This is a genomic window from Rhizobacter sp. (genome assembly GCF_032229685.1).
Classification (GTDB): domain Bacteria; phylum Pseudomonadota; class Gammaproteobacteria; order Burkholderiales; family Burkholderiaceae_C; genus LMDS01.
Window position 1 is genome coordinate 158,229 of the sequence record NZ_JAVTWP010000003.1, and the last position, 16,826, is coordinate 175,054.

Annotated in this window: 18 protein-coding genes; 15 read left to right on the forward strand and 3 right to left on the reverse strand. The window is 67.6% G+C overall.

Going from position 1 to position 16,826, the window contains the following annotated elements:
• Positions 1-9 precede the first annotated feature (9 nt).
• The 11 genes from paaA to phaR all read left to right on the forward strand — a co-directional run bounded on the left by paaA (position 10) and on the right by phaR (position 10,750).
• Entirely contained in the window at positions 10-1,017 is a 1,008-nt protein-coding gene (gene paaA, locus AC30PD_RS01690) for a 1,2-phenylacetyl-CoA epoxidase subunit PaaA (protein ID WP_489533899.1), read from the forward strand.
• Positions 1,014-1,310, forward strand: coding sequence for a 1,2-phenylacetyl-CoA epoxidase subunit PaaB (paaB, locus tag AC30PD_RS01695; RefSeq protein WP_489533900.1), 297 nt, complete (start codon positions 1,014-1,016; stop codon positions 1,308-1,310). The genes paaA and paaB overlap by 4 nt, the downstream gene beginning before the upstream one ends.
• A complete protein-coding gene (paaC, locus tag AC30PD_RS01700) occupies positions 1,310-2,083 on the forward strand; it encodes a 1,2-phenylacetyl-CoA epoxidase subunit PaaC (RefSeq protein ID WP_489533901.1) in 774 nt (257 codons plus the stop codon). The genes paaB and paaC overlap by 1 nt, the downstream gene beginning before the upstream one ends.
• Before the next feature lie 26 nt (positions 2,084-2,109).
• The gene (gene paaD, locus AC30PD_RS01705) at positions 2,110-2,613 is read left to right on the forward strand and encodes a 1,2-phenylacetyl-CoA epoxidase subunit PaaD (RefSeq protein ID WP_489534113.1); all 504 of its coding nucleotides are present in this window, start codon (positions 2,110-2,112) and stop codon (positions 2,611-2,613) included.
• Positions 2,614-2,617: 4 nt separating this feature from the next.
• Positions 2,618-3,697 (forward strand): 1,2-phenylacetyl-CoA epoxidase subunit PaaE, encoded by a 1,080-nt coding sequence (gene paaE, locus AC30PD_RS01710; RefSeq protein ID WP_489533902.1) that lies wholly within the window; start codon positions 2,618-2,620, stop codon positions 3,695-3,697.
• 5 nt (positions 3,698-3,702) lie between these two features.
• Complete coding sequence (locus AC30PD_RS01715; protein WP_489533903.1) at positions 3,703-4,362, forward strand: TetR/AcrR family transcriptional regulator; 660 nt, start codon at positions 3,703-3,705, stop codon at positions 4,360-4,362.
• Between the two features lie 57 nt (positions 4,363-4,419).
• On the forward strand, positions 4,420-5,565 hold the full coding sequence (locus AC30PD_RS01720) for an ABC transporter substrate-binding protein (RefSeq protein ID WP_489533904.1): 1,146 nt from the start codon (positions 4,420-4,422) through the stop codon (positions 5,563-5,565).
• Complete coding sequence (gene paaZ, locus AC30PD_RS01725; protein WP_489533905.1) at positions 5,562-7,604, forward strand: phenylacetic acid degradation bifunctional protein PaaZ; 2,043 nt, start codon at positions 5,562-5,564, stop codon at positions 7,602-7,604. Before AC30PD_RS01720 ends, paaZ begins: the two co-directional genes overlap by 4 nt.
• A 25-nt stretch (positions 7,605-7,629) precedes the next feature.
• Entirely contained in the window at positions 7,630-8,385 is a 756-nt protein-coding gene (locus AC30PD_RS01730; RefSeq protein ID WP_489533906.1) for a helix-turn-helix transcriptional regulator, read from the forward strand.
• Between the two features lie 95 nt (positions 8,386-8,480).
• Entirely contained in the window at positions 8,481-10,040 is a 1,560-nt protein-coding gene (iaaH, locus tag AC30PD_RS01735; protein ID WP_489533907.1) for an indoleacetamide hydrolase, read from the forward strand.
• Positions 10,041-10,141: 101 nt separating this feature from the next.
• Positions 10,142-10,750, forward strand: a complete 609-nt coding sequence (gene phaR, locus AC30PD_RS01740) for a polyhydroxyalkanoate synthesis repressor PhaR (protein ID WP_489533908.1) — start codon at positions 10,142-10,144, stop codon at positions 10,748-10,750.
• Positions 10,751-10,763: 13 nt separating this feature from the next.
• Here phaR and AC30PD_RS01745 read toward each other — a convergent pair whose 3' ends face one another.
• A complete protein-coding gene (locus tag AC30PD_RS01745) occupies positions 10,764-11,453 on the reverse strand; it encodes a glutathione S-transferase family protein (protein ID WP_489533909.1) in 690 nt (229 codons plus the stop codon).
• Between the two features lie 61 nt (positions 11,454-11,514).
• Here AC30PD_RS01745 and rimO point away from each other — a divergent pair, with 61 nt between their 5' ends.
• On the forward strand, positions 11,515-12,909 hold the full coding sequence (rimO, locus tag AC30PD_RS01750; RefSeq protein ID WP_489533910.1) for a 30S ribosomal protein S12 methylthiotransferase RimO: 1,395 nt from the start codon (positions 11,515-11,517) through the stop codon (positions 12,907-12,909).
• Positions 12,910-12,916: 7 nt separating this feature from the next.
• A complete protein-coding gene (locus tag AC30PD_RS01755; RefSeq protein ID WP_489533911.1) occupies positions 12,917-14,095 on the forward strand; it encodes a PLP-dependent transferase in 1,179 nt (392 codons plus the stop codon).
• A 4-nt stretch (positions 14,096-14,099) separates the two neighbouring features.
• Here AC30PD_RS01755 and AC30PD_RS01760 read toward each other — a convergent pair whose 3' ends face one another.
• Both AC30PD_RS01760 and smpB read right to left on the reverse strand, forming a co-directional pair.
• Positions 14,100-15,551 carry a cytochrome P450 gene (locus AC30PD_RS01760; RefSeq protein WP_489533912.1) on the reverse strand — a complete coding sequence of 484 codons (1,452 nt, stop codon included), beginning with the start codon at positions 15,549-15,551 and terminating at the stop codon, positions 14,100-14,102.
• A 14-nt stretch (positions 15,552-15,565) separates the two neighbouring features.
• Complete coding sequence (smpB, locus tag AC30PD_RS01765) at positions 15,566-16,033, reverse strand: SsrA-binding protein SmpB (RefSeq protein WP_489533913.1); 468 nt, start codon at positions 16,031-16,033, stop codon at positions 15,566-15,568.
• A gap of 48 nt (positions 16,034-16,081) precedes the next feature.
• Between smpB and AC30PD_RS01770 the strand changes: the two genes are divergently transcribed.
• Together AC30PD_RS01770 and AC30PD_RS01775 are read left to right on the forward strand one after the other, a co-directional pair.
• Positions 16,082-16,537, forward strand: coding sequence for a type II toxin-antitoxin system RatA family toxin (locus AC30PD_RS01770; RefSeq protein ID WP_489533914.1), 456 nt, complete (start codon positions 16,082-16,084; stop codon positions 16,535-16,537).
• A complete protein-coding gene (locus AC30PD_RS01775; RefSeq protein ID WP_489533915.1) occupies positions 16,524-16,823 on the forward strand; it encodes an RnfH family protein in 300 nt (99 codons plus the stop codon). The genes AC30PD_RS01770 and AC30PD_RS01775 overlap by 14 nt, the downstream gene beginning before the upstream one ends.
• Positions 16,824-16,826: the final 3 nt, after the last annotated feature.

Sequence of the window (16,826 nt, forward strand, 5' to 3'; positions counted from 1 at the left end):
GAGAACACCATGTACACCCAGGCGATGGACACCATGGGCAAGGAAGGCGGCGATGCGAAGAAGCCGCTGCGCTCTGCCGAAGACATGCTGGCCGAGCAGAAGTTCGAAGCGCGCATCGACGCCGGCGACTTCATCGAGGCGAAAGACTGGATGCCCGAGCACTACCGCAAGACGCTGGTGCGCCAGATCAGCCAGCACGCGCATTCCGAGATCGTCGGCATGCTGCCCGAAGGCAACTGGATCAGCCGCGCGCCCACGCTCAAGCGCAAGGCGATCCTGCTCGCCAAGGTGCAGGACGAAGCCGGCCACGGCCTCTACCTCTACGCCGCCGCCGAAACGCTGGGCACTTCGCGCGACCAGCTGGTCGACGCGCTGCACAGCGGGCGCGCCAAGTACAGCTCGATCTTTAACTACCCCACGCTCACCTGGGCCGACATGGGCGTGATCGGCTGGCTGGTCGACGGCGCGGCGATCATGAACCAGGTGCCGTTGTGCCGCTGCTCGTATGCGCCGTATGCGCGGGCGATGGTGCGCGTGTGCCGTGAAGAAAGCTTTCACCAGCGCCAGGGTTTCGAGGCGCTGCTGACGATGATGACGAATGGCACCGAAGCCCAGCGCGAGATGGTGCAGGACGCCGTGAACCGCTGGTGGTGGCCGAGCCTGATGATGTTCGGCCCGCCCGACGCCGATTCGCCCAACAGCGAGCAAAGCATGCGCTGGGGCATCAAGCGCATCAGCAACGACGACCTGCGCCAGAAGTTCGTCGACGCGACCGTCGAGCAGGCCAAGACGCTCGGCGTGACCATGCCCGACCCGGAACTCAAGTGGAACGAAGCACGCCAGCATTTCGACTTCGGCACGATCGACTGGAGCGAGTTCTGGCGCGTCGTCAACGGCGACGGCCCGTGCAACCGCGAGCGCCTGGGTGCCCGCGTGAAGGCCTGGGAAGACGGCGCCTGGGTGCGCGAAGCGGCGCTCGCGAACGCACGCAAACACGAACTGAAGGAAGCGGCATGAACACGACGGTGAAGAACGAATGGCCGCTCTGGGAAGTGTTCGTGCGCAACAAGTCCGGCCTCGACCACAAACACTGCGGCAGCCTGCACGCGGCCGACCCGAAGATGGCGATCCAGCTCGCGCGCGACGTGTACACAAGGCGCCAGGAAGGCACCAGCATCTGGGTCGTGCGCTCCGACCAGATCGTCGCTTCAGACCCGGGCGAGAAGGCGATGTACTTCGACCCGATGGAAGACAAGGTGTACCGCCACCCGACCTTCTACGAACTGCCCAAGTCGCTGGACCACATGTGATGCAAGCCTCGATCAAAGTCTCTCGCGACCCCGCGGTGCAGTATTTGCTGCGCCTGGGCGACAGCTGCCTGATCCACGCCCAGCGCCTGGCCGAGTGGTGCGGGCACGCGCCCATCCTCGAAGAAGACATCGCACTGAGCAACATGGCGCTCGACCTGGTGGGCCAGGCGCGCGCCGTGCTCACGCGCGCCGGCGAGCTCGAAGGCGCCGGCCATGACGAAGACCAACTCGCCTTTCTGCGCGACGAGCGTGACTACCTGAACCTCACGCTCGTCGAACTGCCGCGCGGTGACTTCGCGGTGACAGTGCTGCGCAACTTCGCGATGTCGACCTGGCTCAAGCTGCTGTGGCAACGCCTGCAGCGATCGACCGACGCCGAACTGGCCGCCATCGCCGGCAAGGCCGTGAAAGAAGCGCGCTACCACCAGCAGCACGCCGGCGACTGGCTGCTGCGCCTGGGCGACGGCACCGAAGAATCGGCGAAGCGCGCGAGCGCGGCCCTCGAACTGCTGTGGCCTTACGTGGCCGAGATGTTCGAGAGCGATGCGGTCGACGAGCACGCGGCCAGCACCGGCCTCGGGCCGCGCTGGGCCGACTTGCGCGAAGACTGGGTGGCCGAGGTGATGCCGGTTCTTGCCGAAGCGAAGCTCAAGGCGCCCGCCGACCGTGCTTTCCGCAGCACCGGCAAGCTGGGTCGTCACAGCGAGCACATGGGTTACATCCTGGCCGAGATGCAGCACTTGCAACGTGCTTTCCCCGGGGGTGTCTGGTGAACGCGGTGGCCGATCGTGTCGACGTGATGGACGAGCGCCTCGCCCGCGCCTGGGCCGTGCTCGACACCGTGCTCGACCCGGAAGTGCCGGTCGTGTCGGTGCGCGAACTCGGCATCCTGCGTGACGTGCGCCTGAACGCCAGCGGCCTGACCGTGGTCCTCACGCCCACCTATTCCGGCTGCCCCGCCACCGAGCTGATCGAAAGCAGCGTCGTCGACTCGCTGCTTGCCGCCGGCCTCGGCCCGGTGCAGGTGCAGATGCAGCGCGCTCCGGCCTGGACGACCGACTGGATCACCACCGAAGGCCGCCGCAAGCTGCGCGACTACGGTATTGCGCCGCCCGGCCCCGCTGACGCGACGCAGGGCGTCACGATGCGCTTCATGCCGCGCATCAAGGCCGCACCGCTGGCCTGCCCGCGCTGCGAAAGCGCGAACACCGAACGCCTCTCGGCCTTCGGCTCGACCGCCTGCAAGGCAACCTGGCGCTGCCTGGCCTGCGGCGAACCTTTCGAACACTTCAAGCCGATCTGAGCCGATGAGCCTGCACTTCCACCCCCTGCGCGTGAAGAGTGTCGTGCCCGACACCGACGAAGCCGTGATTGTTTCTTTCGACGTGCCCGAGTCGCTGGCATCGGAGTTCCGCTTCACGCAAGGCCAGCACCTCACGCTGCGCGAAACGCTGGGCGGCACCGAGGAGCGGCGTTCGTATTCGATCTGCGCCGGCGTCGACGACGGCGAGTTGCGCGTCGGCGTGCGCAAGGTGGCGGGCGGGCGTTTCTCCACCTGGGTCAACGAGACGCTGAAGACCGGCCACACGGTGCAGGTGATGGCGCCCGAAGGCCGCTTCTTCGTGCCGCTCGACCCGGCGGCGAGCCGGCACTACCTGGGCATTGCCGGTGGCAGCGGCATCACGCCGATCCTGTCGATCATGAAGACGGTATTGGCACGCGAACCGAACTCGACCTTCACGCTGATCTACGGCAACCGGCGCCAGAAGTCGACGATGTTCAAGGAAGAGATCGAAGACCTCAAGAACACCTACCTCACGCGGCTCTCGCTGCACATGGTGTTCTCGCAGGAACAGATGGACTCGGTGTTGAGCAGTGGCCGCCTGAGCCGCGACAAGATCGGCGAATTCTTCGGCGGGCTGATCGACCCGAAAGGCGTGGACCACGCTTTCGTGTGCGGCCCCTTCGGCGTGAACGACGAAGCCGAAGCAGCGCTGCTCGCGGCCGGCATTCCGGCAGAGCGCATCCACATCGAACGTTTCGGCATTCCGCTGCCCGAAGGCGGCGCCCCTTTGAAGCAGCAGCCGCGCGAAGGTGACGCGGCGCAGGCACGTGTCGTGATCGTGCGCGACGGCGTGAGCCGCGAGATCGACTTTCGCAGCGAGCACCCGAGCATCCTCGACGCCGCGGCCGATGCCGGCCTCGAAGTGCCTTTCTCGTGCAAGTCGGGCGTGTGCTGCACCTGCCGCGCCAAGCTGCTCGAAGGCGAGGTGCGCATGGAACGCAACTTCGCTCTCGAAAAGCACGAGGTCGCGGCCGGTTTCATCCTGACCTGCCAGGCGCACCCGCTGACCGAGCGGGTCGTGCTCTCGTTCGACGAAAGATAAGCCCGATGCCCCGCGGACGCGCCCCCGGTTACGACATGCAGCGCGAGCAGATCCTCGCGCGCGCGGCCGAGCTGTTCGCGAAGCAGGGTTACACCGCCACCTCGATGAACCAGGTGGCCGAAGCTTGCGGTGTATCGAAGCCTTCGCTCTACCACTACGTGCGCGACAAGTACCAGTTGCTGTTCGAGATCGCCGACGGCCACATCAGCCGCCTGAAGGCGCTGGTGGCCGAAGAGCAGCCCGACGCGCTCTCGCCCGAGGCGCGCGTGCGCCGCCTGATCGAACGTTTTCTCGAGGCCTACGCCGACGCCCAGGCCGCCCACCGCGTGTTGACCGAAGACGTGAAGTTCCTCGAGCCGGCCGACCGCAAGCGGGTGCTCGACGGCGAGCGCGAGGTGGTTGCGGCGTTCGCCGACGCGATCGCGCTGGCGCGTCCCGCCTTGCGTGAGGTCGAGCTCGAGAAGCCGCTCACGATGCTGCTGTTCGGCATGATGAACTGGATGTTCACCTGGCTGCGCCCGCGCGGTGCCTACACCCACGCGCTGATGGCCCCGGTGGTCGCCGACCTGTTCTTTGGTGGCCTGAACGCGGTGCGGCTCGACGCGCTCGAGACGCAGCCCGCCGCTGCAGCCAAGCGGCGCGCCGTGGTCAAGCGTGCGGCCTGAAACGCCGGGCACAATTTCCCCCTGAACCCTGATCCCCACCCTGCAACGGAGACATCGATGAAACTCAAGAAGACCCTGCTGGCCCTCGCGGCCCTGTGCGCTGCCACGCTGGCGCATGCCGACGTGAACGTCGGTGTCACGCTGTCGGCCACCGGCCCCGCGGCCTCGCTCGGCATTCCGCAGAAGAACACGATCGCGTTGATGCCCACCAGCATCGGGGGCCAGAAGGTCAACTACATCGTGCTCGACGACGCTTCCGACACCACGGTGGCCGTGAGCAACACGCGCAAGCTGATCACCGAGAACAAGGTCGACGTGATCCTGGGCTCCACGACCACGCCCAACTCGCTGGCGATGATCGACGTGGTGGCCGAATCGAAGACACCGATGATCTCGATGGCGGCTTCGGCGCGCATCGTCGAGCCGGTCGACGACAAGAAGCGCTGGGTCTTCAAGACGCCGCAGAACGACATCATGATGTCGCTCGCCATCGCCACCAGCATGGCCAACGCCGGCGTCAAGACCGTCGGGTTCATCGGCTTTGCCGACGCGTACGGTGAAGGCTGGTACGGCGAGTTCAACAAGGTCGCTGCGATCAAGGGCCTGAAGATCGTGGCCAGCGAGCGTTACGCGCGCACCGACACCTCGGTGACCGGCCAGGTGCTCAAGCTGATGGCGGCCAGCCCCGACGCGATCCTGATCGCCGGTTCTGGGACGCCGGCCGTGCTGCCGCAACGCACGCTGAAAGAGCGCGGCTACACCGGCAAGTACTACCAGACCCACGGTGTGGCGAACAACGACTTCCTGCGTGTCGGTGGCAAGGACGTGGAAGGCACGCTGCTGCCGTCGGGCCCGGTGCTGGTGGCGACGCAACTCCCGTCCAACCACCCCGTCACCAAATCGGCGATGGAATACGTGACCAAGTTCGAAGCCATGTACGGCAAGGGCTCGACCTCGACTTTCGGCGGCCACGTGTGGGACGCCGGCCTGCTGATGCAGTCGGCCGTGGCGATCGCGCTCAAGAAGGCGCAGCCCGGCACGGCCGAGTTCCGCTCGGCGCTGCGCGACGCGCTCGAGACCACCAAGGAACTGCACGGCGCACACGGCATCTTCAACATGTCGCCGACCGACCACCTGGGCCTGGACCAGCGTGCACGCGTGATGGTGAAGATCGAGAACGGTGCGTGGAAGTACCAGCCGTGAAAACGCTACAAAGCCTGATCGGCGGGCGCTGGCTCGGCGCGGAAGGCGCCGTGCCGCTGCACAGCGCCATCAACGGCGCCCTGGTTCACCACACGCACGCCGAAGCCATCGACTTCGGCGAAGCGGTGGCGTTCGCGCGCGGCACCGGCCTGCCGGCGCTGATGGCGATGGACTTTCAGCAGCGCGCCGCGCGGCTGAAAGCCCTGGCCGCGTACCTGAACGAACGCAAGGAACAGCTCTACGCGATCTCGGCGCACACGGGTGCGACCCGCGCCGACGGCTGGATCGACATCGAAGGCGGCACTGGCACGCTCTACGCCTACGCCTCGATGGGTGGCAACGAGCTGCCTTCGGGCAACCTGGTGCACGAAGGCCCGGCGCAATCGCTGGGCAAGAAGGGCGGCTTCGCCGGCACGCACATCCTGGTGCCGCGCGGTGGCGTGGCGGTGCACATCAACGCCTTCAACTTCCCCGTCTGGGGTTTGCTCGAGAAGTTCGCGCCGAGCTTCCTGGCCGGCATGCCGTGCATCGCCAAGCCGGCCACGGCCACGAGTTACCTGACCGAAGCGGCGGTGCGGCTGATGCACGAGTCTGGCCTGCTGCCCCCCGGCAGCCTGCAGCTCGTGATCGGTGGCACCGGCGACCTGCTCGACCGCCTGCAGGGGCAGGACGTGGTCACCTTCACCGGCTCGGCCGACACGGCGGCCAAGCTGCGCACGCACCGCAACATCGTGGCGCAATCGATCCCGTTCAACGCCGAGGCCGACTCGCTGAATTGCGCGATCCTCGGCCCCGACGTGTCGCCCGACGACGAAGAGTTCGAACTCTTCGTCAAGGAAGTGGCGCGCGAGATCACCACCAAGGCCGGGCAGAAGTGCACGGCGATCCGGCGCGCGATCGTGCCGCGCCAACACCTCGATGCCGTGGCATCGAAGCTGCGCGAGCGGCTCGCGAAGGTCAAGGTCGGCGACCCGGCGATCGACGGTGTTCGCATGGGTGCGCTCGCCTCCAAAGACCAGCAGCGAGACGTGGCCGAACGGGTGGCCATGCTCGCCCAGGGCAACGAGATCGTCTTCGGCGCGGCCGATGGCTTTTCGCCGGTCGGCGAAGGCGCGGCGAACGGTGCGTTCTTCGCACCCACGCTGCTGCTGTGCCGCGATGCCTCGCGCCACAGCGCGGTGCACGACGTGGAAGCCTTCGGCCCGGTCAGCACGCTGATGCCGTATGGTGATCTCGACGAAGCGCTGGCGCTCGCCGCACGCGGCAAGGGCAGCCTCGTCGGCACGCTGGTCACGCGCGACCCGAAGGTGGCGGCCAAGGCGATTCCGGTCGCGGCCGCCTGGCATGGCCGCTTGCTGATCCTCGACCGTGAAGCAGCAGCCGAATCGACCGGCCACGGCTCGCCGCTGCCGCAGCTCAAGCACGGCGGCCCGGGCCGCGCCGGGGGTGGTGAAGAGCTGGGCGGCATCCGCGCCGTGAAGCACTACCTGCAACGCGCGGCGGTGCAGGGTTCGCCGACGATGCTGGCGGCCGTGACCGGCGAGCATGTTCGCGGTGCGGCCTTGCACGAAAGCGAGACGCACCCGTTCCGCAAGCACTTCGAAGATCTGCAGATCGGTGACTCGCTGCTGACCCACCGGCGCACCGTGAGCGAGGCCGATCTCGTGAACTTCGGCGGGGTGTCGGGCGACTATTTCTACATGCACTTCGACGAGGTGGCCGCGAAAGAGTCGCCGTTCGGCAAACGCATCGCGCACGGCTACTTCGTGCTCTCGGCCGCAGCGGGTTTGTTCGTCTCGCCGGCGCCCGGCCCGGTGCTCGCGAACTACGGCCTGGACACGCTGCGTTTCGTGAAACCGGTCGGTATCGGCGACACGATCCGCGCGCGCCTCACGTGCAAGCGCAAGACCGACCGCAACAAGAAAGATGCGAACGGGCAAGGGCAGGGCGTGGTGGCCTGGGACGTGGAGGTGACGAACCAGGACAGCGACCTCGTCGCCAGCTACGACATCCTCACACTGGTGGCCAAGCGCGGCTGACGCGCGATCGAAGAGCGGGTGGCCGGTGTACCTCTCGCCCCAGCAGCTGAACCTGCTCGGCCAGGTGATGCAGACACTGGCCGAGCCGCACGAAGAGGCGGCGATCCGCACGCGTGTCGGCGAACTCGTGCTGAGGTTGTTCGATGCCCAGCATTACGCCAGCTACGTGTGGAACGACGGTTCGCGCCGTTTCGACGGCCGGGTCCAGATCAACATGGACCCGGCCAACCTGCTGCAGTACGAGCTCTACTACCAGTACCACGACCCGATCACACCGCTGATGCAGCAGCACCGCACGGCGGTGCTCGTGGGCGACGTGCTGACCCGTGCCGAGCTGACACGCAGCGAGTTCTTCAACGACTTTCTCGCGCGCGACGGCCTGCATTGGGGCATCAACCTCTACGCCTGGGCCGGCGACAGCAACATCGGTGACATGCGCATCTGGCGTGACCGCCGGCGCACCGACTTCGGCGACACCGAGCGGCAACTGCTCGACCTGGTGCGCCCGGCGTTCACGGCGGCACTGAGGCGCTGCCGGCCGCTGGCGCCAGCAGCGGCCGAGCTCGCGCACGCGGGCGCAGCCGCCACCCATCGCCCCGAACCCCGCCTGAGCGAGCGTGAACGTGAAGTGGCCAACCTCGCGGCCTGCGGCCTGGCCGACAAGGAGATCGCGCGCCGCCTCGGCATCGCGATCACCACGGTGCGCACGCACCTCGACCACGCTTTTCGCAAGCTCGGTGTCGACAACCGCATGAAGCTCGTGAACAAGCTGGGCCGCTGATTTCGGGTTCGCCGCCAGCATCCTCATTCACGAGGATGGTGGCGGCGGGCCGGCTCTTCCAAGATGCGACGATGGTCTTTCAACAGGAGAAACAGATGTCGAACAACACATCGCGCCGGCGTTTCCTCGCGGCTGCTGGCGGCAGCGTCGCTGCCGGTTCGCTGGGCGGGCTCGGCGGCTGCGCTGCGGGGGGCCTGCTGGCCAGCGCACCGACGGCCGAAGAACAACTGGCCATGAGCTCGACGCAAGCAGTCGCCGCCATCCGCTCGGGCCGGCTCTCGGCCGAGGCTTATGCGGGCACGCTGCTGGCCCGCGCCGAAAAGCTGAAGGACCTGAACGCCTTCATCACGCTCGACCGCGCCGGTGCACTGGCCGCCGCACGTGCGGTCGACACGCTGCGCAGCAGCGGCGCGGCGCTGCCACCGCTGGCCGGCTTGCCGATCGTCGTGAAGGACAACATCAACACGAAGAACCTGCCGACCACGGCGGGCACCGCAGCCTTGCGCAACGTGCGCCCGAGCGCGAACGCGCCGGCGCTGCAGAAGCTCGTCGACGCCGGCGCCATCGTGCTCGGCAAGACCAACCTGCACGAGCTGGCGTTCGGCATCACCAGCACCAACCTCAGCGCGTTCGCCGGGCCGGTGAAGAACCCGTACGACACGACGCGCATTCCCGGCGGCTCGTCGGGCGGCACGGCCGCGGCCATTGCGGCGCGCATCGTGCCCAGCGGCCTGGGCACCGACACGGGCGGCTCGACCCGTGTGCCGGCGGCGCTGTGCGGCATCGTCGGCCTGCGGCCTTCGGTCGGCAACGGCGGGGCCGAACGACGCTACGACGGCGCCGGCGTGGTGCCCATCAGCCACACCCGCGACACCGTCGGGCCCATGGGCCGCAGCGTGGCCGACGTGGCCTTGCTCGATGCGGTGATCACCGGTTCACCACTGGCCACGGCGCTGCCCCTGCGCGGTTTGCGCATCGGCGTGCCGGCCTCGTTCTGGGCCGGGCTCGACGCGCCGGTCGCGGCCGTCATGGCGCAGGCGCGAAGCAAGCTGCAGGCGAGCGGCGTGGTGTTCGTGGATGTCGACATTCCCACGCTCGCCGAGGTCAACAACAAGGTGTCGTTCCAGCTCGCGCTGCACGAGCCGATCGCCGACATTCCCGCCTACCTGGCCGCGACCGGGGTGAGCGGAATCACGCTCGCCGACGTGGCCGCCGGGGTCGCGAGCCCCGACGTGAAGGGCGCCTTCGGTGCGATCCTGGCCGATGCCTTCGGCAAGGACTATGACGCCGCGATGCGCACGCACCGGCCGCGCCTGCGCCAGTTGTACGATGGCTACTTCCGCAGTGCCGCGCTCGACGCGATGATGTTCCCGACCACGATCGCGGCCGCGTCGCCGATCGACATGGCCAACGGCTCGGGCAAGGTCTCGGTCAACGGTGGCGCGCCGGCCGACACCTTCGGCACCTTCATCCGCAACACCGACCCCGGCAGCAACGCCGGCATTCCGGGGCTGGCGTTGCCGGCCGGGTTGACGAGCGGCGGCCTGCCGGTCGGCCTCGAGCTCGATGGGCCGGTGGGCAGCGACGCGCGCTTGCTGGGGATCGGCCTGGCGTTCGAAGCGGTGCTCGGCACGCTGCCCGCCCCGGCGCTGTGAAGCTCACGATTTGATGCATCTGCCGCGCGGGGAAACCCCGCAGGGAGCGCCGGGGTCACACTCCTAGAATGATTGTGCAGTTGCACAAGGAGTGTTCTTCAATGGCCCAGACCCGCCGCGCCGGCAAAGCAGTCGCCCCCGCCGAGCCCCGCGCCGAGCCCGCCGCCACCCCGAGCGCGGGCCCGCGCGTGCTCAAGAAGTACCCGAACAGGCGCCTCTACGACACCCAGCTGAGCAGCTACATCACGCTGGCCGACGTGAAGGCGATGGTGCTGTCGGGCGAACACTTCGAGGTGCGTGACGCCAAGACCGCCGAAGACCTGACACGCAGCATCCTGCTGCAGATCATTCTCGAAGAAGAAACCGGTGGCGTGCCGATCTTCTCGGCCGCCATGCTGTCGCAGCTGATCCGCTTCTATGGCCACGCCATGCAGGGCATGATGGGCTCGTACCTCGAGAAGAACCTGCAGACCTTCACCGACATCCAGGCCCGGCTCGCCGAGCAGTCGAAAGGCCTGTACGACCCGGCCGCGCAGAACCCCGAGCTGTGGGCGCAGTTCCTGAACGGCCAGGCGCCCGTGGTGCAGGGGCTGATGGGCAACTACATGGAGCAGTCGCGCAACATGTTCGTGCAGATGCAGGAACAGATGGCCAAGCAGGCCGGTGCTCTGTTCCCCGGCATGCCGGGTTTCGTACCGCCGAAGCGCTGAGTTCGCGCGCGGCTCACGCGCTTTCGGGGTCGTAGAAGCGCCGCGACAGGCCGCTGCGCCCCGGGTAATACTTGAAAAACGGCCGTGCGGCGTCGATGGTGCGCGCGACAGAAGGCCGCTCCAGCAGACGCTCGAAATAGGCTGCCAGGCGAGCGTGCTGCGGCCCGAGCGGCACGTAGGTCACTGCATAGAACAAGGCCGGTGCGGCGGCGCAGTCGGCCATGCTGAAAGCGCTGCCCGCCGCCCAGCGCCGCCCTTCGAGGCGAGTGTCGATCAAGGCATAGGCCGATGACAGGTTGTCGCGCGCGCGAGCCGCACCGACCGGGTCGCGCTGAGCCTCGGGCCGCAGCAGGTCGGACGTGCAGGCCTGCATGGGCGTCATCACGTACTGGTCGAAGAGCCGGTCGCACAAGCGCACTTCGAGCGCTGCATCGGCATCGTTCGGGATCAACTCGTGGCCCGGGCCGGCATGGTGGCGCTGCAGGTGCTCGATGATGATGCTCGTCTCGGGAACAGGCCGGCCGCCGTCCACCAGCAAGGGCATCTTGCCCAGCGGCCACAAGGCCAGGTAGGCCGAGCGTTCGGCCGGGTCGCCGAGGTTCAGCAGACGCTTGTCGGCCTCGATGCCCAGCTCGTCGAGTGCGATGAGGGCCTTCATGCAGTACGAAGAAAGCGGGTGGTAGTGAAGCACGGGCAGGGTCATGGGGCGGCCTGGTCGTTGGGGTCGGAAGAAATGGTAACCGCCGATCTGTGAAAATCCACGGATGACACAAGACACCCTGGCCGCTTCGGCGCCGCCCGCGCTCGCACCGAAGATCGGTTTCGTTTCACTCGGCTGCCCGAAAGCGCTGACCGATTCCGAGCTCATCCTGACCCAGCTGCGCGCCGAGGGTTACGACACCTCGAAGACCTTCGCCGGTGCCGACCTGGTGATCGTGAACACCTGCGGTTTCATCGACGACGCGGTGAAAGAAAGCCTCGACACCATCGGCGAAGCGCTGGCCGAGAACGGCAAGGTGATCGTCACCGGCTGCCTCGGTGCGAAAGCGGGCGAGGGCGGTGGCAACCTGGTGCGGCAGATGCACCCGAGCGTGCTCGCCGTGACCGGCCCGCACGCCACCCACGAAGTGATGGACGCGGTGCACAAGCACAGCCCGAAGCCGCACGACCCATTCGTCGACCTCGTTCCGGCCCAGGGCGTGAAGCTCACGCCGCGCCACTACGCGTATCTCAAGATCAGCGAAGGCTGCAACCACCGCTGCTCGTTCTGCATCATCCCGAGCATGCGCGGCGATCTGGTCTCGCGCCCGATCGGCGACGTGCTCGGCGAAGCGCAGCGCCTGTTCGAAGCCGGCGTGAAAGAGCTGCTCGTGATCAGCCAGGACACGAGCGCCTATGGCGTCGACGTCAAGTTCCGCACCGGCTTCTGGGACGGCCGCCCGGTCAAGACCCACATGACCGACTTGTGCGAAAAGCTCGCCGAGCTGGCGGCGAAACACGGTGCCTGGGTGCGCCTGCACTACGTGTACCCGTACCCGCATGTGGACGCGATCCTGCCGCTGATGGCCAGCGGCGGCATCCTGCCTTACCTCGACGTGCCGTTCCAGCACTCGCACCCCGCCGTGCTCAAGCGCATGAAGCGGCCGGCCAGCGGCGAGAAGAACCTCGAGCGCCTGCAGCGCTGGCGCGAGGCCTGCCCCGAGCTCGTGATCCGCAGCACCTTCATCGCCGGCTTTCCGGGCGAGACCGAGGCCGAGTTCGAACACCTGCTCGGTTTCATGCAGGAAGCGCAGATCGACCGCGCCGGCTGCTTCGCGTATTCGCCGGTCGAAGGTGCGACCGCGAACGACCTGCCGGGCATGCTGCCGATCGAGCTCCGTGAAGAGCGCCGGGCGCGTTTCATGGCGGTGGCCGAAGCGGTGTCGGCGGCCAAGCTGCAACGCCGCGTGGGCGCGAGCATGCAGGTGCTGATCGACTCGGCGCCTGCGCTCGGGCGCAAGGGCGGGGTGGGGCGCTCGTATGCCGACGCGCCGGAGATCGACGGCAACGTGAAGCTGCTGCCCCCCGAGAAAGCCTCGAAGACGCTGAAGGTCGGCGAGTTCACGCGCGTGAGGATCGTCGGCACGCAAGGCCACGACCTCGTCGGCCAACCTGTCTGAGAAGCCCATGATCGATCCCAAGACCACCGGCCTCATCCACCACCCCTACCAGCCGCCGGCCGGCTTCGACGCGCCGCAGCCCGGCGTGTTCAAGGCCTCGACCGTGATCTTCTCGAGCGTGGCCGCGATGCGCGCGCGCAACTGGAAAGAAAAGGCCGGCTACACCTACGGCCTGCACGGCACGCCGACCACCTTCACGCTCGAAGAGCGTATCGCGGCGCTCGAAGGCGGCACGCACTGCGTGCTGGTGCCGAGCGGGCTGGCGGCGATCGCCCTGGTCGACGCGGCCTTGCTGCAGGCCGGCGACGAGGTGCTGATCCCCGACAACGCCTACAACCCGAACAAGGAACTCGCGCGCCACGAGTTGGCCCGCTGGGGTGTGGCGCACCGTTTCTACGACCCGATGAAGCCTGAAGCGCTGGCGGCGATGCTCACGCCGGCCACCAAGCTCGTGTGGATCGAGCCGCCGGGCTCGGTGACGATGGAATTCCCCGATGTGCACGCGCTGGTGCGCGCCGCGCGCTCGGGTGGTGCCATCGTCGCGCTCGACAACACCTGGGGCTCGGGCCTCGCGTTCAACCCCTTCGAGCTGGGCGAAGGCCTGGCCGTCGACGTGTCGATCCACGCGCTGACCAAGTACCCCTCGGGCGGTGGCGACGTCCTGATGGGTTCGGTGACGACGCGCGACCCCGCGCTGCACCTGAAGCTCAATGGCACGCACATGCGCATGGGCTGGGGCGTGTCGGCGAACGACGCTGAAACGGTGCTGCGTTCGTTGCCTTCGCTCGCGCTGCGCTACGCGGCGCACGACGCGGCCGGCCGCACGCTCGCGCAATGGTGGGCGCAGCGGCCCGAAGTGGCGCAGGTGCTGCACCCGGCCTTGCCCGGCTCGCCCGGCCACGCGCACTGGGCGCGCTTGTGCACGCAGGCGGCGGGCTTGTTCTCGGTCGTGTTCGACGAGCGTTACAGCACGGCGCAGGTCGATGCTTTCGTCGATGCGCTCAAGCTCTTCAAGATCGGCTTCTCCTGGGCCGGCCCGGTGAGCCTGGTTGTGCCCTACGACCTGACGATGCTGCGCCCGGGCGGGGCGACGCGCGGCACGCTGGTGCGCTTTTCGCTCGGGCTCGAAGCGGTGAACGATCTGATCGCCGACTCGGAACAGGCACTGGCCGCCCTGCGAGCTTGAAGCTTCAGGCTCGCTCGCGCAGGCGCATCTGCAGGCCCACCGGTGTCATCGTGAACGACATGAGTTCGGCGGCATCTGCGCCGGTGGGCGTGGCCACCGATTCGATGTCGAAGTGCGCCAGCAGCATCGCCGCCGCCATCTTGATTTCGAGCAGCGCGAGGTAACGCCCCGGGCACACCCGCGGGCCGGCGCCGAAAGGAATCGACACCCGCTTGGCCGAGTTGGCCGCATCGCCCGGCGTGCCGCTGGCGAGCCAGCGCTGCGGCTCGAACGCTTCGGCGTTCGGGAAATAACGCTCGTCCATCGTGTCGCCGCGCATCACGCACCAGACCATCGTGCCCGCCGGGATGCGGATGTCGGCGATCACGGTCTCGCGCAGCGCTTCGGTCACCTGAAAGGGCGCAACCGGCTTCAGGCGCATGGTTTCGTGCGCGCAGGCTTCTAGGAAGTCGAGCGAGGTCATCTGCTCGGTCGTGAACCCTGCGGCGTCGGGTGCGATGCTGCGCACTTCGGCTTGTGCGCGCGCCAGCGCTGCAGGGTTGCGCTGCAGCAGGTAGATCATCCACGCCAGCGTGTTGGCGGTGGTGTCTTCGCCGGCGAGCAACATCGTCATCACGTTGCCAGCCACTTCGGCGTCGCTGACCACCGCGGCGTCGCCCGCATCGGCAGAGACGATCATCGCTTCGAGCAGGTTCGGCGGGTGCTCGCGGCGTGCCGGGTCGGCCTGCAACCGGGCCCGCGCTTCTTTGATGAAGACGTCGATCTGCACGTTCACCGCTTCGATGCTTTGCGCCAGTTCGCGGTCGGCCGCGCTGCGCAGGTAGCGCCAGGTCGGGAAGAACGAGAACAGGCGCTTGAAGAAAGCCGGGAAGATCTTGTCGAGGTGGCGCTGGATCACGTCGGCGTCGGACTCGAGCGTGTTGATGTCGGTGCCGAAGGCCAGGCCCGCGATCGCGTCGACGGTGAAACGCATCAGGTCGGCTTGCAGGTCGATCGCCATGCCGCCGCGCGCCGCCGTTTGCCAGCGTCCGCGCAAGCGCTGCGTCACCTTCAGCAGCGAAGGGAAGTAGGCCTTGACGTGGCTCGGGTCGAAGCCCGCCATCACCATGCGGCGCTGGCGCTTCCACGCGTCGCCGTTGGCCCCGAACACGCCGGGCTTGAGGCCCATCTCGGTGCCGATCGATTCGAGCAGGCGGGTGCGACGAAAACCCTCGGGCCGGTCACGCAGCAGCGTGTGCAGCGCTTCGTGGTCGGCCACGGCCAGCAATTGCCGCCCGCCGAGGCTGAAGCGGAAGTACGGGCCGTGTTCGCGGCTCCAGCGCTCCACGTCCTGGTGGATCGCGCTGCGCCTCACCTGCAGCAGGTTGCCGAGCACCGGCAGGCCGCGCGGGCCGGGCAGGTCGGCGATCTCGCGCAGCCGCTGCGTGGGCGCCAGGGGCGACGATTCGGCTGGCATGCGCGTTCCTTCGCTCAGTCCTTGCCCGGCTTGGAAGACACCTTGTGCCGCATCAGCCGGCCTTTTTCACGCTCCCAGTCGCGCTTTTTCTCGGTGTTGCGCTTGTCGTGCTCGGCCTTGCCCTTGGCCAGCGCGATCTCGGCCTTCACGCGCCCGCCCTTGTAGTGCAGGTTCAGCGGCACCAGCGTGAAGCCCTTCTGCTCGACCTTGCCGATCAGCCGCTTGATCTCTTCCTTGTGCATCAGCAGCTTCTTGGTGCGGTCGGCCTCGGGGCTGATGTGGGTCGAGGCGCTGCGCAGCGCGTTGATGCGGCAGCCGATCAGGTAGAGCTCGCCATCGCGAATCACCACGTAGCCGTCGGTCAGCTGGACCTGGCCGGCGCGAATGGCCTTGATCTCCCAGCCTTGCAGCACCATGCCTGCCTCGTGGCGTTCTTCGATGTGATAGTCAAAATTGGCGCGGCGGTTTTCGGCGATGGACATGCAGGCTCAGATTGGGGGCGAAGGGCGCCTCTACAATTTCTGCATTGTATGAAGCACGTCAAGAAGTCGGTATTGCTCACCTACTCGCCGCACGAGATGTACACGCTGGTGACGGCCGTCGAAGACTACCCACGCTTCCTGCCGTGGTGCGAACGCGCTGAAGTTCTGGAACGCCGTGAAGCCGGCGTGACGGCGCGGCTGCACCTGGCCTACCTGGGCGTGCGCCAGTCTTTCACCACGCGCAACGTTCATGTGGACGGTGCCAGCGTCGAACTGCAGCTGGTCGACGGGCCGTTCTCCGAACTGGCGGGCACCTGGCGTTTCGTGCCCTTGCCTGCCGCAGATGGACCGAAGGCCGAGGCCTGCAAGGTCGAGTTCGACCTGCGCTACACCTTTGCCAACGCCGCGCTCGAAGCGGTGGTGAGCCCGGTGTTCGACCGCATTGCCAACACCTTTGTCGAATCGTTCGTGAAGCGCGCCGAGCAGGTGCATGGCGAGCGCTGAGCTGCTGTCGGTGACGGTGGTCTACAGCCCGCGTGCGGGCGAGGTCGACGAGGTGCTGCTGCCGCTGCCAGAAGGGGCCACGGTCGCCGATGCGCTGCGCGAGAGTGGCATGGCCTCTCGCCACGACACGAGCCAGCTGGCCGTCGGCGTGTGGGGCGTGCTGGCGGCCCCAGGCGATTTGCTGCGAGACCGCGACCGCGTGGAGCTCTACCGACCCTTGCTGGTCGACCCGAAGGACGCCCGCCGGCTGCGCCAGCAGAAGCAGCGCAAACCGCTCAAGCGCTGAGCC

Excerpts from the sequence above, each read along its gene's own strand:
- paaA (WP_489533899.1), top strand. The coding sequence starts at position 10 with ATGTACACCCAGGCGATGGACACCATGGGCAAGGAAGGCGGCGATGCG.
- paaB (WP_489533900.1), top strand. The coding sequence starts at position 1,014 with ATGAACACGACGGTGAAGAACGAATGGCCGCTCTGGGAAGTGTTCGTG.
- paaC (WP_489533901.1), top strand. The coding sequence starts at position 1,310 with ATGCAAGCCTCGATCAAAGTCTCTCGCGACCCCGCGGTGCAGTATTTG.
- paaD (WP_489534113.1), top strand. The coding sequence starts at position 2,110 with ATGGACGAGCGCCTCGCCCGCGCCTGGGCCGTGCTCGACACCGTGCTC.
- paaE (WP_489533902.1), top strand. The coding sequence starts at position 2,618 with ATGAGCCTGCACTTCCACCCCCTGCGCGTGAAGAGTGTCGTGCCCGAC.
- AC30PD_RS01715 (WP_489533903.1), top strand. The coding sequence starts at position 3,703 with ATGCCCCGCGGACGCGCCCCCGGTTACGACATGCAGCGCGAGCAGATC.
- AC30PD_RS01720 (WP_489533904.1), top strand. The coding sequence starts at position 4,420 with ATGAAACTCAAGAAGACCCTGCTGGCCCTCGCGGCCCTGTGCGCTGCC.
- iaaH (WP_489533907.1), top strand. The coding sequence starts at position 8,481 with ATGTCGAACAACACATCGCGCCGGCGTTTCCTCGCGGCTGCTGGCGGC.
- phaR (WP_489533908.1), top strand. The coding sequence starts at position 10,142 with ATGGCCCAGACCCGCCGCGCCGGCAAAGCAGTCGCCCCCGCCGAGCCC.
- AC30PD_RS01745 (WP_489533909.1), bottom strand. The coding sequence starts at position 11,453 with ATGACCCTGCCCGTGCTTCACTACCACCCGCTTTCTTCGTACTGCATG.
- rimO (WP_489533910.1), top strand. The coding sequence starts at position 11,515 with ATGACACAAGACACCCTGGCCGCTTCGGCGCCGCCCGCGCTCGCACCG.
- AC30PD_RS01755 (WP_489533911.1), top strand. The coding sequence starts at position 12,917 with ATGATCGATCCCAAGACCACCGGCCTCATCCACCACCCCTACCAGCCG.
- AC30PD_RS01760 (WP_489533912.1), bottom strand. The coding sequence starts at position 15,551 with ATGCCAGCCGAATCGTCGCCCCTGGCGCCCACGCAGCGGCTGCGCGAG.
- smpB (WP_489533913.1), bottom strand. The coding sequence starts at position 16,033 with ATGTCCATCGCCGAAAACCGCCGCGCCAATTTTGACTATCACATCGAA.
- AC30PD_RS01770 (WP_489533914.1), top strand. The coding sequence starts at position 16,082 with ATGAAGCACGTCAAGAAGTCGGTATTGCTCACCTACTCGCCGCACGAG.
- AC30PD_RS01775 (WP_489533915.1), top strand. The coding sequence starts at position 16,524 with ATGGCGAGCGCTGAGCTGCTGTCGGTGACGGTGGTCTACAGCCCGCGT.